At 68.4% G+C, this 22660-nt stretch carries 19 protein-coding genes, 1 tRNA gene and 2 pseudogenes; 12 read left to right on the top strand and 10 right to left on the bottom strand.

The genetic code is table 11. The features are described 5' to 3' along the window. The first annotated feature begins 3 nt into the window (after positions 1-3). Positions 4-990: a Yip1 family protein gene (locus P3T39_RS02970; protein ID WP_280695674.1), complete on the top strand. Its 987-nt coding sequence runs from the start codon at positions 4-6 to the stop codon at positions 988-990. A 193-nt stretch (positions 991-1183) separates the two neighbouring features. Further along, positions 1184-2080: a metal-dependent hydrolase gene (locus P3T39_RS02965; RefSeq protein ID WP_280695673.1), complete on the top strand. Its 897-nt coding sequence runs from the start codon at positions 1184-1186 to the stop codon at positions 2078-2080. Between the two features lie 100 nt (positions 2081-2180). Here P3T39_RS02965 and dcd read toward each other — a convergent pair whose 3' ends face one another. Continuing rightward, on the bottom strand, positions 2181-2756 hold the full coding sequence (gene dcd / locus P3T39_RS02960; RefSeq protein WP_280695672.1) for a dCTP deaminase: 576 nt from the start codon (positions 2754-2756) through the stop codon (positions 2181-2183). Between the two features lie 126 nt (positions 2757-2882). Then, positions 2883-3104 (bottom strand): hypothetical protein, encoded by a 222-nt coding sequence (locus P3T39_RS02955; protein ID WP_280695671.1) that lies wholly within the window; start codon positions 3102-3104, stop codon positions 2883-2885. A gap of 302 nt (positions 3105-3406) precedes the next feature. On the opposite strand from P3T39_RS02955, the gene P3T39_RS02950 reads away from it, so the two are divergent. The 4 genes from P3T39_RS02950 to P3T39_RS02935 all read left to right on the top strand — a co-directional run bounded on the left by P3T39_RS02950 (position 3407) and on the right by P3T39_RS02935 (position 9016). Beyond that, a tRNA-Gly gene (locus tag P3T39_RS02950) sits at positions 3407-3480 on the top strand. A gap of 535 nt (positions 3481-4015) precedes the next feature. Next, positions 4016-4714 (top strand): WXG100 family type VII secretion target, encoded by a 699-nt coding sequence (locus P3T39_RS02945; RefSeq protein WP_280695670.1) that lies wholly within the window; start codon positions 4016-4018, stop codon positions 4712-4714. Further along, positions 4711-8547: a DUF6531 domain-containing protein gene (locus P3T39_RS02940; protein ID WP_280695669.1), complete on the top strand. Its 3837-nt coding sequence runs from the start codon at positions 4711-4713 to the stop codon at positions 8545-8547. Before P3T39_RS02945 ends, P3T39_RS02940 begins: the two co-directional genes overlap by 4 nt. Further along, complete coding sequence (locus P3T39_RS02935) at positions 8537-9016, top strand: hypothetical protein (protein WP_280695668.1); 480 nt, start codon at positions 8537-8539, stop codon at positions 9014-9016. Before P3T39_RS02940 ends, P3T39_RS02935 begins: the two co-directional genes overlap by 11 nt. A gap of 168 nt (positions 9017-9184) precedes the next feature. Here P3T39_RS02935 and P3T39_RS02930 read toward each other — a convergent pair whose 3' ends face one another. Then, positions 9185-9670 (bottom strand): tyrosine-type recombinase/integrase, encoded by a 486-nt coding sequence (locus P3T39_RS02930; RefSeq protein WP_280695667.1) that lies wholly within the window; start codon positions 9668-9670, stop codon positions 9185-9187. 13 nt (positions 9671-9683) lie between these two features. Here P3T39_RS02930 and P3T39_RS02925 point away from each other — a divergent pair, with 13 nt between their 5' ends. Continuing rightward, positions 9684-10211 (top strand): relaxase, encoded by a 528-nt coding sequence (locus tag P3T39_RS02925; protein WP_280695666.1) that lies wholly within the window; start codon positions 9684-9686, stop codon positions 10209-10211. Between the two features lie 1082 nt (positions 10212-11293). Here P3T39_RS02925 and P3T39_RS02920 read toward each other — a convergent pair. The 5 genes from P3T39_RS02920 to P3T39_RS02900 all read right to left on the bottom strand — a co-directional run bounded on the left by P3T39_RS02920 (position 11294) and on the right by P3T39_RS02900 (position 15001). Beyond that, positions 11294-12145 (bottom strand): hypothetical protein, encoded by an 852-nt coding sequence (locus P3T39_RS02920; protein ID WP_280695665.1) that lies wholly within the window; start codon positions 12143-12145, stop codon positions 11294-11296. Next, positions 12126-13031 (bottom strand): aldo/keto reductase, encoded by a 906-nt coding sequence (locus P3T39_RS02915; RefSeq protein WP_280695663.1) that lies wholly within the window; start codon positions 13029-13031, stop codon positions 12126-12128. The genes P3T39_RS02920 and P3T39_RS02915 overlap by 20 nt, the downstream gene beginning before the upstream one ends. Further along, positions 13028-14218: a cupin domain-containing protein gene (locus P3T39_RS02910; protein WP_280695661.1), complete on the bottom strand. Its 1191-nt coding sequence runs from the start codon at positions 14216-14218 to the stop codon at positions 13028-13030. Before P3T39_RS02910 ends, P3T39_RS02915 begins: the two co-directional genes overlap by 4 nt. 14 nt (positions 14219-14232) lie before the next feature. Further along, positions 14233-14367 (bottom strand): hypothetical protein, encoded by a 135-nt coding sequence (locus P3T39_RS02905; RefSeq protein ID WP_280695660.1) that lies wholly within the window; start codon positions 14365-14367, stop codon positions 14233-14235. A 145-nt stretch (positions 14368-14512) separates the two neighbouring features. After that, entirely contained in the window at positions 14513-15001 is a 489-nt protein-coding gene (locus P3T39_RS02900; protein ID WP_280695659.1) for an ATP-binding protein, read from the bottom strand. Positions 15002-15179: 178 nt separating this feature from the next. Here P3T39_RS02900 and P3T39_RS02895 point away from each other — a divergent pair, with 178 nt between their 5' ends. After that, on the top strand, positions 15180-16490 hold the full coding sequence (locus tag P3T39_RS02895) for a hypothetical protein (RefSeq protein WP_280695658.1): 1311 nt from the start codon (positions 15180-15182) through the stop codon (positions 16488-16490). Here P3T39_RS02895 and P3T39_RS02890 read toward each other — a convergent pair whose 3' ends face one another. Next, the gene (locus P3T39_RS02890; protein ID WP_280695657.1) at positions 16491-17024 is read right to left on the bottom strand and encodes an NUDIX hydrolase; all 534 of its coding nucleotides are present in this window, start codon (positions 17022-17024) and stop codon (positions 16491-16493) included. A gap of 236 nt (positions 17025-17260) precedes the next feature. On the opposite strand from P3T39_RS02890, the pseudogene P3T39_RS37505 reads away from it, so the two are divergent. After that, a pseudogene (locus P3T39_RS37505) lies at positions 17261-17483 on the top strand (NUDIX hydrolase); the annotation flags it as partial. Positions 17484-17513: 30 nt separating this feature from the next. Here P3T39_RS37505 and P3T39_RS02880 read toward each other — a convergent pair. Continuing rightward, the gene (locus tag P3T39_RS02880; RefSeq protein ID WP_348534300.1) at positions 17514-18068 is read right to left on the bottom strand and encodes an NUDIX hydrolase; all 555 of its coding nucleotides are present in this window, start codon (positions 18066-18068) and stop codon (positions 17514-17516) included. 56 nt (positions 18069-18124) lie between these two features. Between P3T39_RS02880 and P3T39_RS37500 the strand changes: the two are divergent. The 3 genes and pseudogenes from P3T39_RS37500 (at position 18125) to alaS (ending at position 22623) form a co-directional block, all read left to right on the top strand. Then, positions 18125-18509 (top strand): annotated as a pseudogene (locus tag P3T39_RS37500) (NUDIX domain-containing protein). A 55-nt stretch (positions 18510-18564) separates the two neighbouring features. After that, entirely contained in the window at positions 18565-19497 is a 933-nt protein-coding gene (locus tag P3T39_RS02865; protein ID WP_280695655.1) for a phosphorothioated DNA-binding restriction endonuclease, read from the top strand. Positions 19498-19983: 486 nt separating this feature from the next. Then, on the top strand, positions 19984-22623 hold the full coding sequence (gene alaS, locus P3T39_RS02860; protein ID WP_280695654.1) for an alanine--tRNA ligase: 2640 nt from the start codon (positions 19984-19986) through the stop codon (positions 22621-22623). Positions 22624-22660: the final 37 nt, after the last annotated feature.

Raw genomic sequence — 22660 nt, 5'->3', positions numbered from 1 at the left:
TGCGTGGCTGGCAACGGATACGAGAACGGGCAGGGCGCCGCAGACCCCCGACAGGGCTGGTCGGCGGCGCCCGGTGGGCCCTCGGGCGCGCGCGCACGCGCGGACGCCCAGGCGCAGCAGTACGGGCGCGGGCCGCAGCACGACCCGCCGTACGAGTCCGGGCAGCCCGAGTACTTCACCGCGCCGCACGAGGAGTACCAGGGTGAGGCGTACCCCGGCCAGGGGGCGTACCAGGCGAACGCGCGCGCCGGGCAGACGGGGGTGTACGCCTCCGGGGCGGACGAGCCGGGGCACACCCGGGCCTTCGCCGTCGGCGAGCAGCAGTACCCGTACGGCGAGCCGCCGTACCAGCAGGGGTACCAGGGCTACGACCAGCAGGACTACCCGGCGCAGGACAACGTCGCCGTCTACCGGGCAGGTGGCCAGTCCACCCCGCACGTCGGCGGGCCGCGACTGCCGTGGAAGCAGCTGCTGGTGGGCATCTACCGGGAGCCGACCAGGACCTTCGACCGGATGCGCGACCACCAGGTGTGGCTGCCTGCGCTCAGCGTCTCGCTGATCTACGGTGTGCTCGCCGTGCTCGGCATCGGCTCCACCCACAACGACGTGGTCAACTCCACCTTCTCCGTGGCCGCTTGGGCGATCGCGGCGGCCGCCGTCGGGTTCGCCCTCGCCGGGGGCATGCTGGGCGCGGTGACGTACGCCCTGGCCAGGCAGCTCGGCGGGGACGGCCCCTGGCAGTCGACGATCGGTCTGGCCGTACTGATCGGCTGGACCACGGACGCGCCACGCCTGCTGTTCGCCCTCTTCCTGCCGGCCGGCAACCCCGTGGTGCAGGTGCTCGGCTGGGCGACCTGGCTGTTCTGCGCGGTCCTGCTGACCACGATGATCCGCCGCCTGCACGACCTGCCCTGGGGCAAGGCGGCCGGGGCGGCTGCGCTGCAACTGCTTGCGCTGCTGGTGCTGATCAAGCTGCCGACGCTGGGCTGAGGCTCCGGCTGCTGCGGCCGCGGCTGAGGCTGTGGTCGTGGTGGTCGTGGTGGTCGTGGTGGTCGTGGTCGCCGGGGCGTCGTCGGTGCTGCGGGGCTGAGGACGGGTCCGGGCCGGTCCACAGGGGACCGGCCGGGGCTAGGGTGGGACCGCCCCGCTTCCCTTGAATCCTCCCTGTGCACGGAGCCACCGAATGACCCTCCTCCCCACCACCCACGTCAGCTTCCCGGCCGGGGAGGTGACCGGTGAGTCGGCCGTGCTCGCCGTGCACCCGCTGGCCGACGGCCGGTACGCCGTGGTCACCGAGGCGACCCCGTTCCACCCGCTCGACCACACCTGGCCCGACCAGCCCGCCGACCTCGGCGAACTCGCAGTCGGCGGCGTCGCGTACCCGGTGGTGGACTGCCTGACCGGCGCCGTCGGCCCCGAGGGCGGCGAGCTGCTGGTCGGTTCGGACATCCCGGTGCGGCGGGGCGACGAGGAGTGGTCCTGGCTGGTGCTGCACGTGGTCGAGGCCCAGCCGCAGGCCGACGCCGTCGGCCTGCGGGCCGAGCTGCGCGTGGACGCCGAGCGCCGCGCCCTGCTCTCCGCCTCCCACAGCGGCTGCCACCTGCTCGCCCTCGCCCTGAACGCCGCCCTGGCCCCGCGCTGGCGCAAGGACCCGGGCCGCGCCGATGCCTTCGGCAACCCCGACTTCGACAGCCTCGCGATGGCCTCCTCCGTGATGGACACCGAGGCCAGCACCGACACCTACCGCCTCGGCAAGTCCCTGCGCAAGAAGGGCTTCACGGCGGAGGCGACCGAGGAGTACCCCGCGCTCGCCGAGGCGGTCCCGGCGCTCACCGAGGCCGTCAACGCCCAGCTCGCCGCCTGGGTCGCGGCCGACGCCGCCGTACGCATCGAGGTACCCGGCCCCGAGCTGACCGCCCGCCGCCGCTGGCACTGCGAGCTCCCGGCCGGGTCCGCCGAGATCTTCTGCGGCGGCACCCACCTGCACCACCTCGGTGAACTGGCCGAGCTGCGCACCGAGTTGACCCTCTCCGAGGACGGCAGCGAACTCGTCGCCGTCACCCGCCCGAAGCGAGCCTGAACACGCCGGAGGGGGCGGACGGGTCTCCCCGTCCGCCCCCTCCGGATTTCGTTCCTGCTTTGGGGTACTTCGTGTCAAGGCTCTTTGTGCCGGTGCGTCGTCACACCTTGGTGCGGTGGAAGTTCACGTGCGAGCGCGAGGGCGTCGGGCCGCGCTGACCCTGGTAACGCGAGCCGTACCGCTCGGAGCCGTACGGGTGCTCGGACGGCGAGGAGAGCCGGAACAGGCAGAGCTGGCCGATTTTCATCCCCGGGTAGAGCTTGATCGGCAGCGTGGCCACATTCGACAGCTCCAGTGTGACGTGCCCGCTGAAGCCCGGGTCGATGAAGCCCGCCGTGGAGTGCGTCAGCAGCCCGAGCCGCCCAAGACTCGACTTGCCCTCCAGCCGGGACGCCACATCGTCCGGGAGCGTGATCACCTCGTACGTCGAGGCCAGCACGAACTCGCCCGGGTGCAGGATGAACGGGTCGTCCTCCTCCGGCTCGACCAGCCGAGTGAGGTCGGGCTGCTCCTCGGAGGGGTCGATGTGCGGGTAGCGGTGGTTCTCGAACACCCGGAAGAAACGGTCCAGCCGAACGTCGATGCTGGAGGGCTGGACCATCGCGGGGTCGAACGGGTCGATAGCGACCCGACCCTTGTCGATCTCGGTACGGATGTCCTTGTCAGAGAGCAGCACGCTTCGAGAGTACGTGCACACGTGGGCCCCGGCCGAATCCGGCCGGGGCCACGTCGTCCGTTCTGCCCTGCCTCAGCTGTGCGGCGGGTGCCGCCCCGGGCCTTCGGCGGGCGCCGTCCCCGACCCTCAGGCCAGGAACTGCGCGGCCTCCAGCCGCAGTGCGCGCGCCAGCTGCGGCGCCGACAGTTCACTCACATCGGCCGGCACCGAACTGCGCAGCCGTCCGCACTGCGGACACCGGATGAGCCTGCCGGGCCCGAGCCGCCGGGCGCCGAGCTGCTGCATCGGGAACGTGCTGGTACTGAACAGGTGCCCCTCGGCACAACGAACGACGGTCCGCTGCTCCATTGATCCCCTTCCCATTCTTCCCCGTACTCCTGCCGCACGACAGCACCGCCGTACTGCGGAACTGCCGTACCAGTGGCCGATATCCGCGCGGGCCCACGCCCCGGGACAGCGACACATTAGGGGATGTTCCGGACATCTCACGAAGCGGCTCGCCGCCTCACCAAACCCGGCGGAACGGCCCACACGGTACGCCTCGCCCCACCCTCGCGCATCGACCCGGCGGCGCGTTCACGCCAGGCACGAGCACCCCCTCGAATGGGGTAGAGTGTTCAATGATCGAGCAGTCACTGACGGCTCGTCACGCGGGCGTAGTTTAATGGTAGAACATGAGCTTCCCAAGCTTATAGCGCGAGTTCGATTCTCGTCGCCCGCTCCAGCGCAAAGCCGCAGGCCAGAGGCCTGCGGCTTGCTTGTTGTCTGGACCAATCGGGGCCTGCCGTGCCAGATCCGTGCCAGATGGGCATCGCGTGTAGGCCGGATCAAGATCCTTTTGGCGAATGTTTGCGATTTTCGGTTCACTGCTGGTCGCGGGCATCTCAAATTGCGAGATCGACCTTTAGTGATCTGTATCACGGCGTGCCTCGTCTGGTCAGCCCTCGGTGCAACGAGGCTCGGTCCCTGATCCGGCGGTGCGACGATCGCTCGAGTTTGTAGGACCCCGACGAAGGGTGCGGACCCGGCGAGACCGGTCGCTGCGGGGTCGGTCAGCCCGTCCCGAGACCGTGTGTTCGTGCGCGGTGAGGTCGCACGCGGCGGCGGGTGAGAGTGCCGGTCGACCATGAGACGTCTTACTTGTTTTCGGCGCTGTCGGGTGCGTGCGTCGGATGCTCGTGTGCACGCCAACGGGGTAGCCTCTATCGGATTATCTGCCGAGTGGGGGTGCTGTGGCGATTGAGTTGCCTGGTGAGGTGGTGTCGTTCCTTCAGTTCATCGGGATCAACTGGCCTCAGGTGAACGAGGACAAGGTCCGCGAATTCGCGTCGCATGTGCGGGAGTTCGCGAGCAATGTGGAGCAGACGCACCAGGAGTCCACTTCTACCGTGCAACAGATCGGAGAGGCGTACGAGGGCGCGTCGTACGAGGCCCTGCTGGCCAAGTGGTCACAGCTGTCGAGTAGTCACATGAACGAGTTGGTTGAGGCATGCCACGTGGTGGCCACCGCTCTGGACGTGGCGGCAGACGTGATCGTGGCCATGAAGGCGGAGGCGATCGCCGAGCTGGTGGCCATGGCTGCGGCCTTCGTGGCGGACCAGGCGGCGGCCGTCGCCACGTTCGGTGCGGCAGAGGCTGCTCTGGTGCTGATCGAGGAGGCGGCGAAGAAACTCGTCAACTACCTGGAGCAGCAACTGGAGCAGTACATCATGGGCCAGGTCATCGAGGCCGCTGTCGACCCGCTCGTGGAGGTCGTCGGACGGGCGGTGAGCGGGCTGGTGTTCCAGGCTGCGGAGTCCGCACTCGGGGTATCCGGCGGCGGGTCGGCGGGTTCCGGCTTCCGGATCGACCCGGAAGCGCTGAAGGCGCATGCGCAGACCATGCACGACCACGCCGAGGCGGTGGCCGCTCACGCTGAGGCGTTCCAGTCCAAGCTTGCGGGGGTGAGCTTCGAGTGAGCAATCAGATCGTCAAGGCGCTGGAGCATGCGGCGCAGAAGATCGGCGGCACGCTGGCGAAGGACGCCGGCAAGGCGGTGAAGGACTTCTACCACTCCGCCGGGAACAACCTGAAGAAGGTCGCCGAGAACACCGCCGAAGCCGACGCCAAGCACGCGGCGGAGCTGAGAAGGATCCTCGACGGCGGCAAGAAGGATCTGCCCCACGAGCCTCGTATGTCTGGCGGCGGCGTCAGGGCAGGTGGTCGACCGGGCAAGGGAGAGCCGTCGCTGGGCGGACCTAGCAAGCCCGGCCAGGCATCACACGGCAACCGGAAGTGCCAGACTGCTGGTGACCCGGTGGATGTGGTCTCCGGCCAGATGATCATGTCGAAGACCGATCTCGAGTTGCCCGGCGCCCTGCCCCTGGCCATCCGGCGGTCGTATGCCTCGGGATACCTGAGCGGACGCCACTTCGGGCCTGGATGGTCCTCCACCTTGGACCAGCGCGTGCAGATCGACGACCAGGGCATCCATTGCGCGGGGGAAGACGCCGAGATCCTCCACTACCCGCGCCCTGTCCAGCCTGGCCAGAAGGTCATGCCGACCGACGGTGCTCGCTGGCCACTGACGTGGGAGCAGGATGACGACGTCATAAGGATCGAGGACGCCGAAGCGGGCTGGATACGCCATTTCGCAGCAATACCCGGGGAAGGGGCAACCCGCCCACTGAGCGCCGTGACCGACCGCAACGGACACCGCATCGACTATCTGTATGACGACAGTGGGCTCCCAACCGAGATCCACCACTCCGGCGGATACCGGGTCGCAGTCGATGTCATCCACACGGCGGCCGGCCCCCGCATCGAGGCCCTCCGGTTGCTCGACGGCACCAATCGCGGACTGGGCACCACCGTGATGACCTACGGCTACGACGCCCGAGGCCGCCTCGCCGAGATCATCAACTCGACCGGCACTCCGCTGGTGTACAGCTACGACGCTGACGACCGAATCACCTCGTGGACGGACCGAAACGGCTTCTGGTACGCGTATGAGTACGGCGTCGACGGCCGGGTGATCCGCGGGCACGGCTCGAACGGGGCGCTCGCCGCTGCCTTCGACTACGACGAGCAGAACCGGGTGACCACAGCCACCAACAGCCTGGGCCACCGCACGCGCTACCACTACGACCGGTACCACCATCTCACCAAGGTCGTAGACCCGGCCGGCAACACCGTGTACACCGATCACGACCGCTATGGGCGTCTGCTCTCCCACACCGACCAACTCGGCCGCACCACCCGTTACACCCTGGACATCGACGGTGAGATCGTCCACGTCGACCACCCGGACGGCACGCACATGTCCGTCCGGTACAACAACCTGCGCCTGCCCATCGAGGTGGAGACACCGGACGGCGCGATCTGGCGGCAGACGTACGACCACGCGGGCAATCGCATCGCCCTGACCGACCCGGCCGGTGTGACCACCCGATTCGGCTATGACGAAGCCGGTCACCTGTCGTCCGTGACGGACGCGCTGGGCCACACCACCCAAGTGCGCGACAACGCCGCCGGCCTGGTCATCGAGGTCATCGACCCGGTCGGAGGCCGGACCGCCTATCACCGCGACGCCTTCGGCCGCCCGATCGCCGTGACGGACCCTCTCGAACACACCACGCACTACACGTGGACGGTCGAGGGACGACTCATCTCGCAGGTCACCGCCGATGGTGCTGCCGAAGTCTGGACCTACGACGCCGAGGGCAACACCCTCTCCCACACCGACCAGATCGGCGCCGTGACGGCGATGGAGTACACCCACTTCGACCTGCTCGCTGCCCGGACCGGGCCCGACGGCGCCCGCTACACCTTCACCTACGACACGGAGCTCCAACTCACCGGAGTCACCAACCCGCAGGGCCTGACCTGGACCTACGCCTACGCCCCGACAGGCCAAGCGGTCGCAGAGACGGACTTTAACGGCTCCACACTTTCATGCACCTTCGATGCGGCAGGTCAGCTGATCTCCCGTACGAACGCCCTCGGACAGACCGTCACGTACAGCTACGACGCCATGGGCAACATGGTCTCCAAAAACGCCGACGGCCGGACCGCGACGTACGGCTATGACCGAGCCGGTCGTCTCATCCAGGCGTCCATTCCCGGCGTCGAGCTGAACCGTGTCCATGACAATATGGGCCGTCTCACAGCTGAGACGATCAATGGACGGACGCTCGACCTCGCCTATGACGTGCTCGGCCGCCGGACCAGCCGCCGCACCCCGTCCGGGGCCGAGACCGCCTGGTCCTACGACCCGGCGGGCGGCGTCTGCTCGATCTCAGCCTCCGGCCACGCGGTCACCTTTGAGCGCGACCTCGCCGGTCGGGAGATGACGCGCCGTATCGGACCGGATCTGACGCTCGCCACCACCTGGGACGGCCTCCACCGTCTCACCGCGCAGGCTCTCACCCATGGCTCGGGCAAGAGCCTCCTGCAGCACCGCGCCTACACCTACTGTCCGAACGGTGCCCTGACCGCCATCACCGACCAACACACCGGCACCAGCCAGTTCACGCTCGACCGCGTCGGCAGGGTCACTTCCGTCCAGGCCGCCAACTGGACTGAGGCGTATGCCTATGACGACCTCGGCAACCTGACCGACGCCACTTGGCCGACCCGTCGCGACGAGGCCGCCCAGGGCGGGCGAACCTACCACGGCACCCTCATCCGGACGGCCGGCCGCACCAGTTACCAACACGACGAGCAGGGTCGTGTCATCACCCGCAAACAGGCGACGATATCTGGCCGGATCGACACCTGGTGCTACACGTGGGACGCGGAAGACCGTCTCGCCTCTGTCACCACACCCGATGGTTCCCGCTGGCAGTACCTCTACGACCCCTTCGGTCGGCGCATCGCCAAGCAGCACGTCACCGGAGACGGCGACGGCGCGGTCGTGACCGAGTGGACCGACTTCACGTGGGACGGCCCCACCCTCGCCGAGCAGACTGCGCACAGCCCGGCCCTGCCCGGCCCCTACACCCTGACGTGGGACCACCACGGCTACCACCCGGTCGCTCAGACCGAGCGCCTGGTCACTCCCGAAGTCACCCAGGACGAGATCGACCGCCGCTTCTTCGCCATCATCACTGATCTCGTTGGCACTCCGACACATCTGCTCAATCCCGACGGCACCACCGCGTGGCAGGCCCGCACCGCCCTCTGGGGCGCCACCACTCAGCCCAGGACCAGCATCACCAGCACACCGCTCCGCTTCCCTGGCCAGTACTACGACCCCGAAACCCGCCTCCACTACAACCACCACCGGTACTACGACCCCACCACGGCCCGCTACCTCACTCCCGATCCCCTCGGCCTCGCGCCTGCCCCCAATCCGCACACGTACGTCGACAACCCCCATACCTGGATCGACCCCTTCGGTCTCGCAGCTGAACACAATCCGGTGTTCAACTCGCGGCGGGAAGCCTTCAACGCCGCCAGGGACATGGCCGGTATACCCCGCGGAAACCAGCCGATCCGCCAATGGACGATCGGCGGGGACCCGAAGCAGCAGCACAGGGCCAACTACGTCTACCGGCCGTACGATCCCAAGGGGGACCCCAACAAGGACCCGCGAGCGGGATGGGGGCGTTACTACCAGTACGAGACTCCGCAGGGTGCCAGGGTCATCGCCGAGCACACGTCCGACGCCAGGGCGCCTTACCCGCACTTCCACGCAGGAAAGGCTCCGGAAGGAGAGCCGCGCGATGTGAACATGCAAGGCAGGCCGTACAAGCAGATCCTGCCGAAACATCACATCTACTACAACCAGAGCGGATGCGATGGAAAGTAAGCTCCAGAAGAAACTCAGAGAGCATCGGGAAAAGACAGCGCTGGAGGGAATCAGTCGAAAGCTGTCCGGGCTGTTCACGGGACAGGGGATCGAGTCCAGTGCGGTGCCCGCCTGGGTCAGGGAAACCACCTGGGGCTTCTGGGACATCTCCGTCGAACCGATCGAGACCTTGCCTGACGACGTCGAGCCGGAAGCGGTGGACCGCTGGATCGAGGGACTGCTGACGCGCCATGGACTCGCTGGCAAGGTCTACGTCTACAGCCACCTGAGCGGCTTGCCCTGGCTGGAGTGTCAGGCACCGGCCAGTGGGTGGGTGTCGCGGGTCCGCGACGCTGTCGAGGACCCCTGGATGTTCCTGTCTGGGTCTCTGGACGTGGTTGTCGCGGTGCTGGAAGCCGAGTACCGGTACGAGGCCCATGTCGGACACAGGCCCCCAGTCGAACCGGCTGTCGACCCGAAGCGTGGCTGATCAGGCCCGGAGACTGGCCGAGTTGACGGATGTGTCGGGTCCCTCCCGGTCGCATCCTGCAGGCAGACATACATGTGCGTCGACGCGGGACGGTGGTAGAGGACGTGTCGGTGTTGGGGAGCCCGGCCAGCCGGTGAGGCCGGCCGGGCTTCTTGGCGATTGGGGCTTCTACGCCTCGCGGGCTTCCTTTGTGCTCTCGGAGGGAGCGCGCCGACGACGGGTGCGGATATCGACGACGGCCGCGCAGATCCCGTTGGAGATCTTGGTCTGCTGCTCGGCCGTGGCGTGCTGGTAGATCAGCGCGGCGCGGACGGAGGCGTGGCCCATGTGGGCCATGAGGTCCTTGAGGCTGGCGCCGGTGCTGGCGGCGAGGACGTTGCCGGTGTGGCGCAGGTCGTAGAAGTGGAGGTCGTCCATGCCGATCTTCGCGCGGGCCTTGCGCCACTTGCGGCCGAAGGTCGAGCGGCGGAACGGAGCTCCGCGTTCGCCGACGAACAGTAGGCCGTCGTCCCCCTCCTGCGCGTAGCAGGCCAGATGATGCTCGAACTCCGGGACGATCTCCGGCGGGATGCCGACAGGGCGCTTGCCGGCCTTCGACTTTGGATCGCCCACGACCCGCTCGCCGGTGGTCAGTTCGGGCGTCGCGCGGCGCACTCAGACGACCTTCTTGCACGCCGCCCAGGGCCACCACCGCCAGGCCGGCCACGCCCGCGATGCCGCCGCCCACCTGCGCACCGCGTATGCGCGCCACGCTGGCAAGCCGATCGCCCACCTCGACACCCGGGGCCGCAGCCTGCCCCAGCCCGTTCGGGACCGGCAGGCGCAGGCCGTCCGGCAGGCACTGCCCGCCGACCAAAGCACCCGGGTCCTGGGCAGCGGCAGCTGGGGCGCCCTGGCCGTCACCCTTGCCGAGGTTGAAGCGGTCGGCCATGACCCCGCGGTCCTGCTCGCCCAGGCCGCAGGACGACGCGAACTCGCCACGGCCGCCTCGCCCGCAGCCGTCCTCACCTGGCGCATCCGCCGTGACGCCGGCCTCCCCGCCCCCGTGCCGACGGCCACGCCGGAGGAGCGTCGTACCGCAGCTGCCCTCTCCAGGACTGCTGGCGCTTCCCGGGCGGCCACCGAAGCGATCACCCGCCTCACCACACCTCCGCCGACACCGCCTATCCCGCGGACGACGCGACCAAGCCGCTGACCACTATCGACCACCCATCTTGCTAGCGAACCCGGTTGGGGCGCCGTGCGCGCCCCAACCGGGCCAGTTGCGCGGTGGACAGAGGCCGTCCCTAGCGGTCTCGTCTGATGTACGGATTAGCCCAGCGCTCACAGCAATGCACCAGTACGCTCACTCGGAGTGCTTAACTCCCCACAGTCCCGAAGGCACCTACCAGGCGCGCCACAATGGACGGAGCCACTTGAGACCTGACGCGATGTGCCGGACCTGCGGACAGATCGTCGACGTCGACGAGTCTGGAAATGTCGTTCCTCACTGTCGAACCAAGCACAGCCCGTTTCAGTGCTTCGCGTCTGGCATGCCAGCCCAAGAAGCGACCGGGAAACGTGGTGAAGGTGTTCTCTCACCAGTGCGCCGCGCGGAGCGCTTTACAGCCCCATTACGTACCTTCCTCAAGCCCCCAGGCTGGCTCCCGGGCTGGCGCGACGATCACCATGCCTCTATCGCGCTCCCGGCCAGCGGGCCACTCGGCATCTGGCTCCCCCAACGCACTAGCTGGGACCACGAAGAGCTGATCAGCTCCTATCTCCGGACCAAAAACAGGCCCGTCTGGAACGAGCGGCGAGGATGCTGGACGGTCCCCAACCAGCATTTTCTACACCTGGCAGGTGAGTTGCTTGCCAGGAGTCGGCACGTCATGGTGGGCCGCGAATACAACCCACATGAGGCGTGCACGTCTAGCTGCAAGAACGCGAGAGGTGCACTGTGTACGTGCTCTTGCCGAGCGAAGTATCACGGCCGAGGCCAGTGGAGGAAGGGCTGGACCACCCTCGCCGAGTTCGACACCCGGCATGACCAACGCTCATGGCACTGGATGGTTGTGACGACTGGCCCCGCTAGGAAGGAGGCAGGCCGAACAGAGCCGCTGGATCTGGACCCAGCGTGCCAGCCGGGAATACGCCGGCTTTTGGTGGATCACAACGTCGGTACCCAGGACTGGGTATGCCTGATCCAAGCGTCGAGGAGCAGCCTGGCACCGGAACGCCCCTTGCCCACAGTCCTGTTGAACGAGGGGCGTCCGCCGGCCCGGACTGCCAGGGCAGTCACGCAGTGATCTCCGAGTGCTCGGCGACGGGGGGTTGAACGTCGGTGAGTTCGGTGGCGCGCTCGGCGAGAAGCGGGGCGAGCTCCGGATACCAGCCCCGTGCGACTGCTTGCAGCATCTCGGCCAGCGCGGCCAGTTCGCCGATCCGGCCGGCGGGCGTGCCGAGGATCGAGGAGAACTCGTCTCGGATGCGAGCGGCGAGCCCGGGAACCAACAGGCTGTTGGCGTGGAGCAGGCCGGGGTCATAGCCGACGGGCACCCGGCCCCAGCGTTCCCAGTCGAGGAGGGCGAGCGGTGCGGTGAGATTGCCCCAGTGAAGGTCACCGTGGCCGGTCACGCGCTCGATCTTCTCGGGTGCGGGGATGCCGAGGAACTGCGGGAACGCCTTGTCGATCCAACCGGACCGCACGGTGATCCGAACGCCCTCCGCCTGGCCCAGCCGATGGAGGGCTCGCCGTAGGCTCCCCCACCACTCGTCCGGGAGGCCGGGATCGTGGGCCAGGTCCGGCCGGTCGGGCGAGATGACCGGATGAGGGACGTAGTCGGCGACCTCGGCCTTGTAGGCGTAGGTGTCGTCGGTCCAGTCGAGCACGTCGTGCAGTCTGGGACGCGGCACGTCGTCCGACACCAGGACCGATGCACCGACGCTGCCTTCCCCCTGCTTCCGGCCAGCGTTCGCCTTGGCAGTGGAGGCCACGCGCAGCCAGAGGTCACTGGCCCGCCGGCTGATCGTGCAGCCGAGGAACCCCCACACAGGAGCGCTGGTACAGGTGAGCCCGAGAAGTGCAGCCGCATTGGCGTGGGCGGCCTCCATGCGGAGTCTGGTCTCCTCATCCGGCGGCGAGTGCATCGATCACGCTCCTGATTCGGTCGCGTTCCAGCGGGATGGCCACAGCCTTTTCCGCATCGTGCCAGTGATTCGCGGTGCTCGCGGACAGCAGCACCACATCCAGGCCAGGGCACGACGCCACGGCCAGCAGCGCAGCGGCCGGGGCGGACATCCCGGGCCGGATGAGGTCCACCAGTTCGGGTGTCATCAACCCTGGGAGCTCTCCGCCATGGAGCGGAGCGGACGCGAAGGTGATCACCCCGGCGTCCCCCGCCTCCACGAGGGGTCCGCCGCCGTCGAGCGCCTTGGCGATGGGCTCGGCCATGACCAGACTCACCGGGAGCTGCAGTCCGCTGAAGTGGTGACTCGCAGAGCCGGCGGCTTGTTCGGCCAGGCCGAGAAGCTCTGCCACCGTCAACGCGCCCGAGCTCAGGCCCGACCAGGTGGCGACGCCGTAGCCGCCGATTCGGCCGGCCTGGGCGAAGTCCTCCAGTACGGCGAACGCTCCCCGTAGAAGACCGTGCAGTCGGGTGCGGTCGTGGCTGGACGCGGCCTGCTCGGGGTTGTGGACGAAGACCAGGTCGGCGCGGCACAGCACACTCAGGGACTGCTCGGTCTGCCACCGCACGAACGCGGGATCGAGGCTGTGGCCTACCCCCGCCTGCTCCGGGGTGAGCACGTTGGCCTCGACGGCGGCACGCCCTTGGGCGGTCGTGAGGAAGCCCGTCTTCGTACTCACCCGGACGCTCGGGTGGGCAGCCAACACGGACGCCAGCTCCTGATGCGCCAACCCGTGGGCGTAGTTGGGGGCGGTGTCCACCCATCGTGCCCCGGCAGCGAGGGCGGTGCGCGCCGCCTGGCTGACGGCGCGCACCCGGTACGTTCCCAGCGCGAGGGCGGCGGTCACAGCGCCGTCCCGACCACGGAGGCAGCCTGGCCCTTGATCAGGACGGAGAGCAGCGACGCCACGTCCTTCACCTCCAGGTCGGCTGTAGCGGCCAGCGATCCGAGGGTGGCCGGCTGCCCGGCCAGCAGAACCCGCAGCAGCGGGGCCGCCTGGCCGGCGAAGTCCCACGCGGTCCCCGCCGCCGCGAGGGTGACGGTGCCGTCCGGCCCGCTCTCGGTCATCCTGGCCCGAGGCGCGGTGAGCCGGACCGTGATCTCCGGCCGAGCCGGAAGGCCGTCGATGTAGGGCAGGGACGTGACCGCCCGGCCGTAGTGCGTGGTGTCGACCGACTCGGCCCAGCGGCTGACCAGTTCGGGATCGGACAGCTCGGTCAGCATCTCCTTGCGCAGTTCGTCGACGTACGCGGCCTGCTCGCCGTGTGAGGCGAAGCGCGGCACGTCCAGCCGCAAGGCGAGGTGGGAGCGCAGCTGGTCCACCACCCAGGTCAGCAGGTCGGCTCCGGTGTGGGTGACCAGGCCGAAGGTCAGGTGCAGGGACGGCGTTCCCTGGTCCGCGCTGACCGCGTGCCACCAGCCGCGCGGCAGGTAGAGCACGTCCCCGGCCGTCAGGACGAGATCGGCTACCGGGTCGCCTTCCGGCTGGTCCGGGGCCTCCACGTCCCGGAAGGTCGGCGCGGTCCGGGTGGGGCCGTACAACCGCCAGCGCTTGGCCCCGTACATCTGGACCACCACCACGTCGTGGTCGTCCCAGTGCGTGCCGAAGCCCTCCCGTTCGGTCCACGAGGCGTAGGCGTTGACCTGCACCAGCGTGCCGAGGAACCGTTCCAGGGCCTCGGCGGCGGCCCCGATCGGCGGGTGGATCTTCTCGACCGAGTCCAGCACCAGCGAGGCACCCTCGGCCAACCGCGCCTGCAGTTCAGCCGGTTGGATGCGGTGCCAGGTCACCGCCCGGCGGGTGGTCACCGGCAGCGCGTACCGGTGCAGGGGCAGCATCTCGCCGTCCATCGACAGCCGAAGCCGAGGGGGCTCCAGGCGCTGGGTGGCGAGGATGGAGTTCAGGTCGTCCCAGGACAGCAGGCCGGCGACGTCGGCGGTCTGCCCTGGGATGACGGCGTAGGAGCGGTTGAACGTCTGGGCGAGGAACGAGTCCCCGCCCAGACGCGCCGCCCACGAAGCGGCATCATGCATCGTGGGCGTCCTTATCAGTCGTTGCCGTCGGAACGGCCGCTGCTGACGTCGGACGGCTGCTCGGTACGAGCCCGGGCAGCGGCGATCTTCCGCGCGGCGACCAGGAGGCCGCCCTCAGCGACCGGAGCCGTCGGGGTGTCCTGCACCATGTGCTTCTTCCCTTCTTCTTGAGAACTCCCGCCGGGGTGCCGGCAGGAAGACTGGAGTGGCGCCAGCCGACCAAAGGGGTATGGCGACCGGCGCCGCGTCCACCCGGCCCGTGATCCCCCAGGGGCCGGGTGGAGACTGAGAGGGTCAGGCTGACTGCGGCAGGCAAGCTGTCTGGGCCTGCGTGGCGTGGACAAGGACGGCGAGCCGTCTGTCTCCGGTCACCAGTTGGTCAGCGGCGCACTCGAACCACACGACCTTGCCGGCGCCCTCGGGATACCAGCCCCAGGAGTGGGCGAGCCCGTCGACCAGGACGAGACCACGTCCGCCCGTGATCGTGTCCTCAGCGCTGCCGGGGTCGGGCGTACAGAGGCTGTTGTCCGCGACCTCGACGCGCAGACGATCGCCGGTCCACCGCACGGTGACCCGGAACCGGGCGCGGGTGTGCTCGACCGCGTTGGTGAGCACCTCGCTGGCGCAGAGCTCGACGTCCCGCAGCGCGGCATCGGACAACGGGACGCTCCAGTGCTGGGCAATCCCCTTGATCAGGCGGCGGGTTGACGGGACGGCCGTCAGCTCCGGCTCAACCTCCCACGTCTGTGGTGCCGGCAGCTCGGCGTTGTTCGTCGGGCTCATCAGCACGGACCGCCCTCTCAGTCGGGGTTCCTCCGGCTTGCTCTCGGAGGAACCCCAGGATTGCCGGGCGGGCGGTTCCGGAATAAGGGCCAGGTGTGTACCCACCATGGGTAGACTCGCGGTCAGTTATGCCACGTGACACCGAGTGATGATCTTCCCGGTGCTGGGGGTGCCGGACATGACCGAATCCACGCCTTCGTCGGGGCTGCCGAGTCGCCTGCTGGCGGACCCCGAGATGGTCGCCGCCTGCAAGGTGCGGGACTTCGCGGTCATCTTCGGGTTGGCGAAGGCCAAGGGTGGCTTCCATCCGTCCCGCATCGCCAGGGTCTGCGAGCTGACGCCCAGTCGAGTGGGTGAAGTCATCGCGGGCAGTCGGACGATCACCAACATGGCCGTCATCGAGCGCATCGCGGACGGCCTCCGCATCCCCGGCCACATGGTCGGCCTTGCTCCCCGAGCGTGGGAGCGTCTGTCGGCCACTTCCCGAGACACCACGCGGCCGATGAGCCACCAGGTCACCTCAACCGGGGATTCGGTGCTGCCGAATCGCGAGCTGGACGACATCCTCGCCATCGCGGCCGGCGCCAAGGCCACGCCGACGGTTCTCAGGTCCCTCCAGGCATCCATCGAGGACTACTGGCGACGCGACGACGAGCACGGCGGCGAAGCACTTCGGCCGGCCGTGATGGGCCAACTGCGATACGTCATGGGCATTCTGCGCGACACGGCCGATCCGAACCACCAGCGCAGTCTCCACGGCATCGCGGCCGAACTCGCACGCCTCACGGGGTGGACGTACTTCGACGCCCGGGAGTACAGCACGGCTCGGACCTACTTCACCGATGCTCTGCGCCTGGCGCGCGAGATCGACGACCGGCCGTTCGTCGCCAACGTGCTCTCCTGCCTCAGCCTCCAGGCCACCTACGAGGACAAGGCCCGCGACGCGATCACCTTGGCCCGGGCCGCGCAGGACAGCGCTCGGTTCGACGCCGGCACGCCGAGGCTGATGGCGATGCTGTCCATGCGGGAAGCCTTCGGCCATGCCAGCGCGCAGGACCAGGAGTCCACCCGCCGAGCCATCGCGGACGCGCATCGGTACTTCGAACGGATCGACCCCGCCGATGACAGCCCGGCGTGGGTCCAGTACTTCGATCGGACGAAGCTCACCGTCGACACCGGCATCGCGCTGGGCCAGCTCGGCGACGCGTCTGCGGCCGAACCGCTCATCGAAGAGGCCCTGCGCAGCGAGGCGGCGGCGAACCTTCGGGGGCGCGCGTTCCATTCCTTCTGGCTCGCGCGCACCCAACTCCAACGTCGAGAGATGGAGTTGGCGTGCGCCACGGCCGGGAGGGCCCTCGACCTGGCAGCCGAGGTGGCGTCCCCCAGAGTGCTCGCGCACCTCCAGGAGTTCCGTCAGCTGCTGGTGCCCTACCGCACCACCCGGCCGGCCGCCGAGTTGTCGGTACGCATCCGGGACATGAGCATCTGACTACAGGCCGGCCTCATCGAGCAGCAGGTACAGCACACCGACCAGGGAGCCACTGCTGACGATCTCGCGGCGGTCGATCATGCCGCGCAGCTCGGTGAGCGGGATCCACTCAACGCGGTCCGACTCGTTCCGTTCGGTTGGTGGTCCGGCGTACTCGACGGCGTCGGCCCGGAAGACGAAGTGTTCCGAGTCGGTGATCCCGTTCGCAGGCTGCGCGTAGATGAGCGGCTTGACCTCACCGGTCTTCCAGCCTGTCTCCTCCAACACCTCGCGGGCGGCAGCCTCCGCGGGGGTCTCGTCAGCTTCGATCAGGCCCATGGGAAGCTCCCAGGCCCACGAGTCGGTGATGAAGCGGTGCCGCCACATCATCAGCACCTGCTTCTGGTCGTTCACCACCGCAGCCACGGCCAGGTGCCGCAACTTGAGCACGTGGTGTTCCCAGCGGTGCCCGTCGGGCTGCTCGACGTCGACCAACCACAGGTTCACCCATGGGTTCTCGTAGATGGGACGTTCCCCATGGATCTTCCACTGCATCGTTTGAGGCCCCTCTCGATGGACCTTCAGCATGTCAGACCCAAGCGGCGCGGCCAGCCTGTTCCGGCGAATTTGCGTCAAGGTGACGAATACGGATTCAAGTCTGTTGCGCCCGCAGCCGTAGGCGCCTGCCCGCAGATTCGGCTGGGGGCGTCGGCGAGGCCCGGATCATGACTGACTCCCAAGGTCACGAGGCGGTGGCCCAGCCCCGCACCGCATCTGGTGTGCTGTTCTTCGACGAGGCCGGCGTCATCGCCGAGGTGACCGGCTTCCTGGGTGTCTACACCAACCCCAACCGCATCACCGCCTACACCGATGGCGAGATCCGCCAGTAGTACGAGAACGCCTACATCGGCCGCCCCCTGGGCGGTGAGCCTACGATCAACGACGAGGCAGGCGGCGTCCGCTGGATCCAGCGCCGATCTCGACCGATACGTCATCCACCCCAGCATGCGCCAGCTGTCGCCGGGGGTCTGGCCCGAAGGCGACCTACCGCTTTCGGGCAGCCAGGATGTGAAGGAGCGCCACCAGGGTGCCGGAGCCCATCAGCTTCCCCTCCGCCATGAGCGCCGGAACATCGGCCAGCGGCACCCACGAGATGAGTCCGGCCTCCTCGCCCTCCTCGGGCTCGCCCACCAAGGTCGCTCCCTCGCCGACGAAGACCTCGTGGGGGGAGTCCACCATCCCGACCATCGGCTGGAACGTCACCACGTGGTCAAGGCCGTCCGGACGCCAGCCGGTCTCCTCCTCCACCTCACGCAGCGCCGCCTGCCGGCCGTCCTCCCCGGGATCGACGATGCCGCCCGGAAGCTCCCAGCCCCAGGAGTTCGGCACGAAGCGGTATCGCCACAGCATCAGCACACGGTCCTCGGAGTCCATGACCGCCGCAATGGCCACCCGCTTCAGCCTGACCACATGATGCTCGAACCGCGGAACTCCTGGCGGCTCGACATCCACCAGGGCGAGCTTCACCCAGGGGTTGTCGTACACCACTCGATCTCCGTGGATCCGCCATGGCTCGAGCTCGCCCGCCTGATCGCTCATCAGCGTCCACATCCCGGTGTGAGAGCAGCAACGGCCCTAGTTGATCACAACGCTCCTTGGCCCGGACACGTGTCTGCGAGTTTGAACCGGCCAAGTTCGGACCACTCATACCTGCGAGCAACCTGCTCGTTGTCGACGATAACGGCGCCATCCTGCTCCAGCGCCGCTGCTCCACCGGGCAGTGGGCCCTGCCTGGTGGAGCTCGGGACATCGGCGAGACAGCCGCCCAGTGTGCGGTGCGCGATTGCCTGGAGGAGATCGGTGTTATCGCCGAGGTCACCGGCTTTCTGAGTGTCTACGCCAACCCGCACCACATGGTCGCCTACGCCGACGGCGTCCGCTGGATCCAGCCTGCGGACCTCGACCAGTACGACATCCACCCCCAGCATGCGCCAGCAGGTCGGCGACTGCCTCGCTGGCACGTACCCGTACCTAGGCTGAGACGCCAAGCACCGCAACGGAGTTGACGTCGGTGCCACGAACTACGCTGGCGGCCATGGACTGGCTCGATCGGGTGGCGAAGCTGCGACAGTGGACGAACAACGAGGTCCGCGCACCGCACAAGCCGTTGTTGCTGCTGTACGCGCTCGGCAGCTTCCAGCAGGATGCTGATGGTGAACTGCGCTACAGCGTGGTCGAGGAGGAGCTAAAGCGGCTGCTGGTCGAGTACGGGCCGCCGAACCCGACGACCCCCGCGTACCCCTTCCATCATTTGGTCAGTGACGGCGTGTGGGAGGTCAGGACCGATCGTGGGCAGGGAAGCCCGGGGAGTGGGGTCCGGGCTCTCCGTTCCAGCGGCGCTACCGGCAGGCTCGTGCCGGAGTTGCGGACAGCGCTCGCCGCGGAGCCTTCGCTACTGGGGCGGCTGGCCAGACTGCTGCTGGACATCCATTTCCCGCCGTCACTGCACACCGATCTGTGCGAGGCCGTCGGCCTCGACCTGGAGCTGGCCGAGACCGGGCCCGTGGCCGGCCTGCCGGGTGGTGCGGAGACCGCTGCGCGACGGCAGCGGGATCGGCGGATGCGTGAACTCGTCCTGACGGCCTATGAGTTCCAGTGCGCCTTCTGCGGCTACGACGGGATGCTCGGCGCGAGCAGCGTCGGGCTGGAGGCCGCGCATGTGCGCTGGTGGTCATACGACGGTCCGGACGAGGTCGACAACGGCCTGTGCCTGTGCTCGTTGCACCACAAACTCTTCGACAAGGGCGTCCTGGGCCTGGGCGAGGGGCATCGCATTCTTGTCTCGCAGCGGTTCGTCGGCCGCAGCGAGGCGAGCAGGCAGCACGTGCTTGGGCTGGCGGGGCGGCTGGTCCTCGGTCCGCAGGTGGGCCTTCCATCCGTTTCCGGGCGGCATCGCGAGTGGCATGCCCGACAGGTCTTCCATGGTGCACCCCGTACGCCGGCAGGGCAGCTTGTGCTGACTGGGTGACAGGTGGTCGGCCGTACAGCCTGCGGTTGCCAGGGCAACATCATGCATCTTTGCCCGCAGCCTGCTCGTCCTCGACTGGCGGTAGGACGGACTCCTGGCCAGCTCGCGCGAGCCGAATCCGGGGGCTCGCGTTCCTTGTCATCGCCGCCCTACCGCGCGCCCAGTCCGGCGCTGACGTCGTCCTCCCATTCTCGATGGACGTGACCGCCGCACTGTTCGTTCTGGTGGGCATGTGGCAGCAGGAAGAAGTCAGCGATCTTGACGTCGGACCCGCTATCTTGGTGGTGCGGCCACAGCACACCGTTCTGTCAGTGCTGGCTGCACCACCCAGTGAGCAACGGATCTGGAGTCATGGTCTACACCGTGGGGGCGCGAGCTATCTGCGTCGAGCTGGAGAACTGAGAACCTCTCAGTCCCTGTTCTCGGCCCGGCTCGGCGTGTGATCTCCCCCTACCCTCCACGACTCTTCCGTGAGGCCATACCGCCATGCGCTCGACGCAGATCCGCTCCACCTTCCTGGACTACTTCGCCTCCCGCGGGCACCGCCAGGTCCCGTCCAGTCCGCTGATCCCCTCCGATCCGACCCTGCTGCTGACCAACGCCGGTATGAACCAGTTCAAGCCCTACTTCCTGGGCGAGGTCACCCCGGAGTTCCCCCGCGCCAGCAGTATCCAGAAGTGCGCCCGTACCTCCGACATCGACAACGTCGGCCGCACCAACCGGCACGCGACCTTCTTCGAGATGCTCGGCAACTTCTCCTTCGGCGACTACTTCAAGGCCGACGCCATCGCCTACGCCCAGGGCTACAACTTGGAGAAGGACCGACTCTGGGTCACCGTCTACGAGGATGACGACGAGGCGGAGCGGCTCTGGCGCAAGATCGGTGTCCCCGTCGAGCGCATCCAACGCCTGGGCATGGACGACAACTTCTGGTCCATGGGCGTCCCCGGCCCCTGCGGACCCTCCTCCGAGCTCCACTACGACCGAGGCCCTGCCTTCGGCCCCGAAGGCGGCCCCGCCGTCGACGGCGAGCGCTTCATGGAGATCTGGAACCTCGTCTTCATGCAGTCGCAGCGCGGCGAAGGCGACAAGAAGGGCAACTTCCCGATCCTCGGCGACCTCGCCCAGCCGAGCATCGACACCGGCCTCGGTCTCGACCGCCTCGCCGCCATCCTCCAGGGCGTCGAGAACGTCTGCACGACCGACCTGCTCCTGCCGACCCTCAAGACGGTCCAGGAACTCGCGGGCCGCGACTACCCCGGCAGCGGCGAGGAGAAGGTCTCCTTCCAGGTCGTCACCGAGCACGCCCGCTCCATCGCCTTCCTCATCGCCGACGGCGTCCTGCCCGCCAAGGACGGACGCGGCTACATCCTGCGACGCCTCATGCGCCGTGCGGTCCGCCACGCCCGACTGCTCGGCATCGACCAGGACGTCCTGGCGCTGATCACCAGCAGCGTGATTGCCAACCTCAGCGACGTCTGGACCGAACTCTCCGACCAAGCCGCCCTCATCGAGCAGGTCGTCACCGCCGAGGAGGAGTCGTTCACCCGTACCCTCGCGCAGGGCACCCGGCTGCTGAACGCCGCGATCACCCGTACCCGTGAAAGCCGGTCCACCGCGCTGCCCGGCGAGACCGCCTTCGAACTGGCCGACACCTTCGGCTTCCCCTTGGAACTGACCGTCGAGGCAGCCCACGACGCCGGGCTGACAGTCGACGAAGACCGCTTCGCCACCCTGCTGGGCGAGCAGAAGAAGCGCGCCAAGGCCGGCGGTAAGGCCAAGACCACCGAAGCCCTGCGCAAGCAGGACACCTACCGCGAGCTGTCCGCCCACCTGCCCCGCACCGACTTCCTCGGCTACGACCACCTCACGGCAGAGGTCACCGTCCTGGGCCTGATCTTCGACGGCGGCGTCACCACCACCGCCCCCGAAGGCGCCGATGTCGAACTCGTCCTCGACCGCTCCCCGTTCTACGCCGAAGCCGGCGGCCAGATCGGCGACACCGGCACCCTGCGCACCAACGACGGCGCCTTGCTTCGGATCACCGACACCCGATACGGCCTGGAAGGCTTCCGCGCCCACAGGGCCCGCGTGCTCGTTGGTGAGATCCGCACCGGAGCGAGCGGCGAAGCCACTGTCGACGCCGATCGACGCAAGGGCCTCATGCGCTCCCACTCCGCTACCCACATCCTGCACGCCGTCGTCCGCGCCACCCTTGGCGATCACGCCCGCCAGCAGGGTTCCCTCGTCGAACCCGACCGGCTCCGCTTCGACTTCGCCCACTTCTCCGCTGTCACCACCGACCAGCTCGCCGAGATCGAAGCCGCCGTCAACGGCCACGTCCTCGACGACCCTGCGGTCCGAGCCTGGCACGCCGACCGTGTCGAAGCCGAGGCCGCCGGAGCCATCGCCCTGTTCGGCGAGAAGTACGGCGACACCGTGCGCATCGTCGACATCGGCGACTTCTCCCGCGAACTGTGCGGCGGAACCCACGTCGGCCACGGCTCCCAGGTCGGAGCCTTCCGCCTGCTCAGCGAGTCCTCGGTCGGCAACAACCACCGCCGCATCGAAGCCCTCACCGGCCACGGCACCCTCCGCCACCACGACTCCGAGCGCCGGCTGCTCGAAGAAGTCTCCACACTCCTCGGCACACGCCCGAAGGATGCCCCCGAGGCCCTGCACAAGCGCCTCGACGCCCTGGTCACCACCCAGCGGGAACTCGTCCGCCTGCGCGAGGCCGATCTACGGGCCCAGGCCGGGCAACTCGCCGCGGGCTCCCGCCAGGTACCCGGGGGCCGGATCGTCTCGCAGCGGGTCACGGGGCTGGGCGCGGATGACCTCCGCGTCCTCGCCGCCGCCACAGCCGACCGCCTCCGCAACGACCGCGCCGTGGTCATCCTTGGGACCGAACACGACGACAAAGCCCTGCTCGTCGCCGCCATCACGCCCCGTCTCCTCAGCGAAGGAGCCGAGGCCAGCCAGATCCTCGCCGCCGCTGCCCGCGCCGTAGGCGGCGGAACAGGCGGCAAAGGACCAGTCGCCAACGCCGGAGGCCGCCGCGTCGACGCCCTCGACGAGGCCCTCAGCATCGCTATCCAGGAAGCGACCCGCGCCCTCAACCAGTAGACGCCCACGCGGATGAGCATGCTGCGGGTGGCGGCTT

This window comes from Kitasatospora sp. GP82 (assembly GCF_029892105.1).
Classification (GTDB): domain Bacteria; phylum Actinomycetota; class Actinomycetes; order Streptomycetales; family Streptomycetaceae; genus Kitasatospora.
The sequence above is the reverse complement of the archived record's forward strand: the minus strand, read 5'-3'. Positions and strand labels throughout refer to the sequence as shown.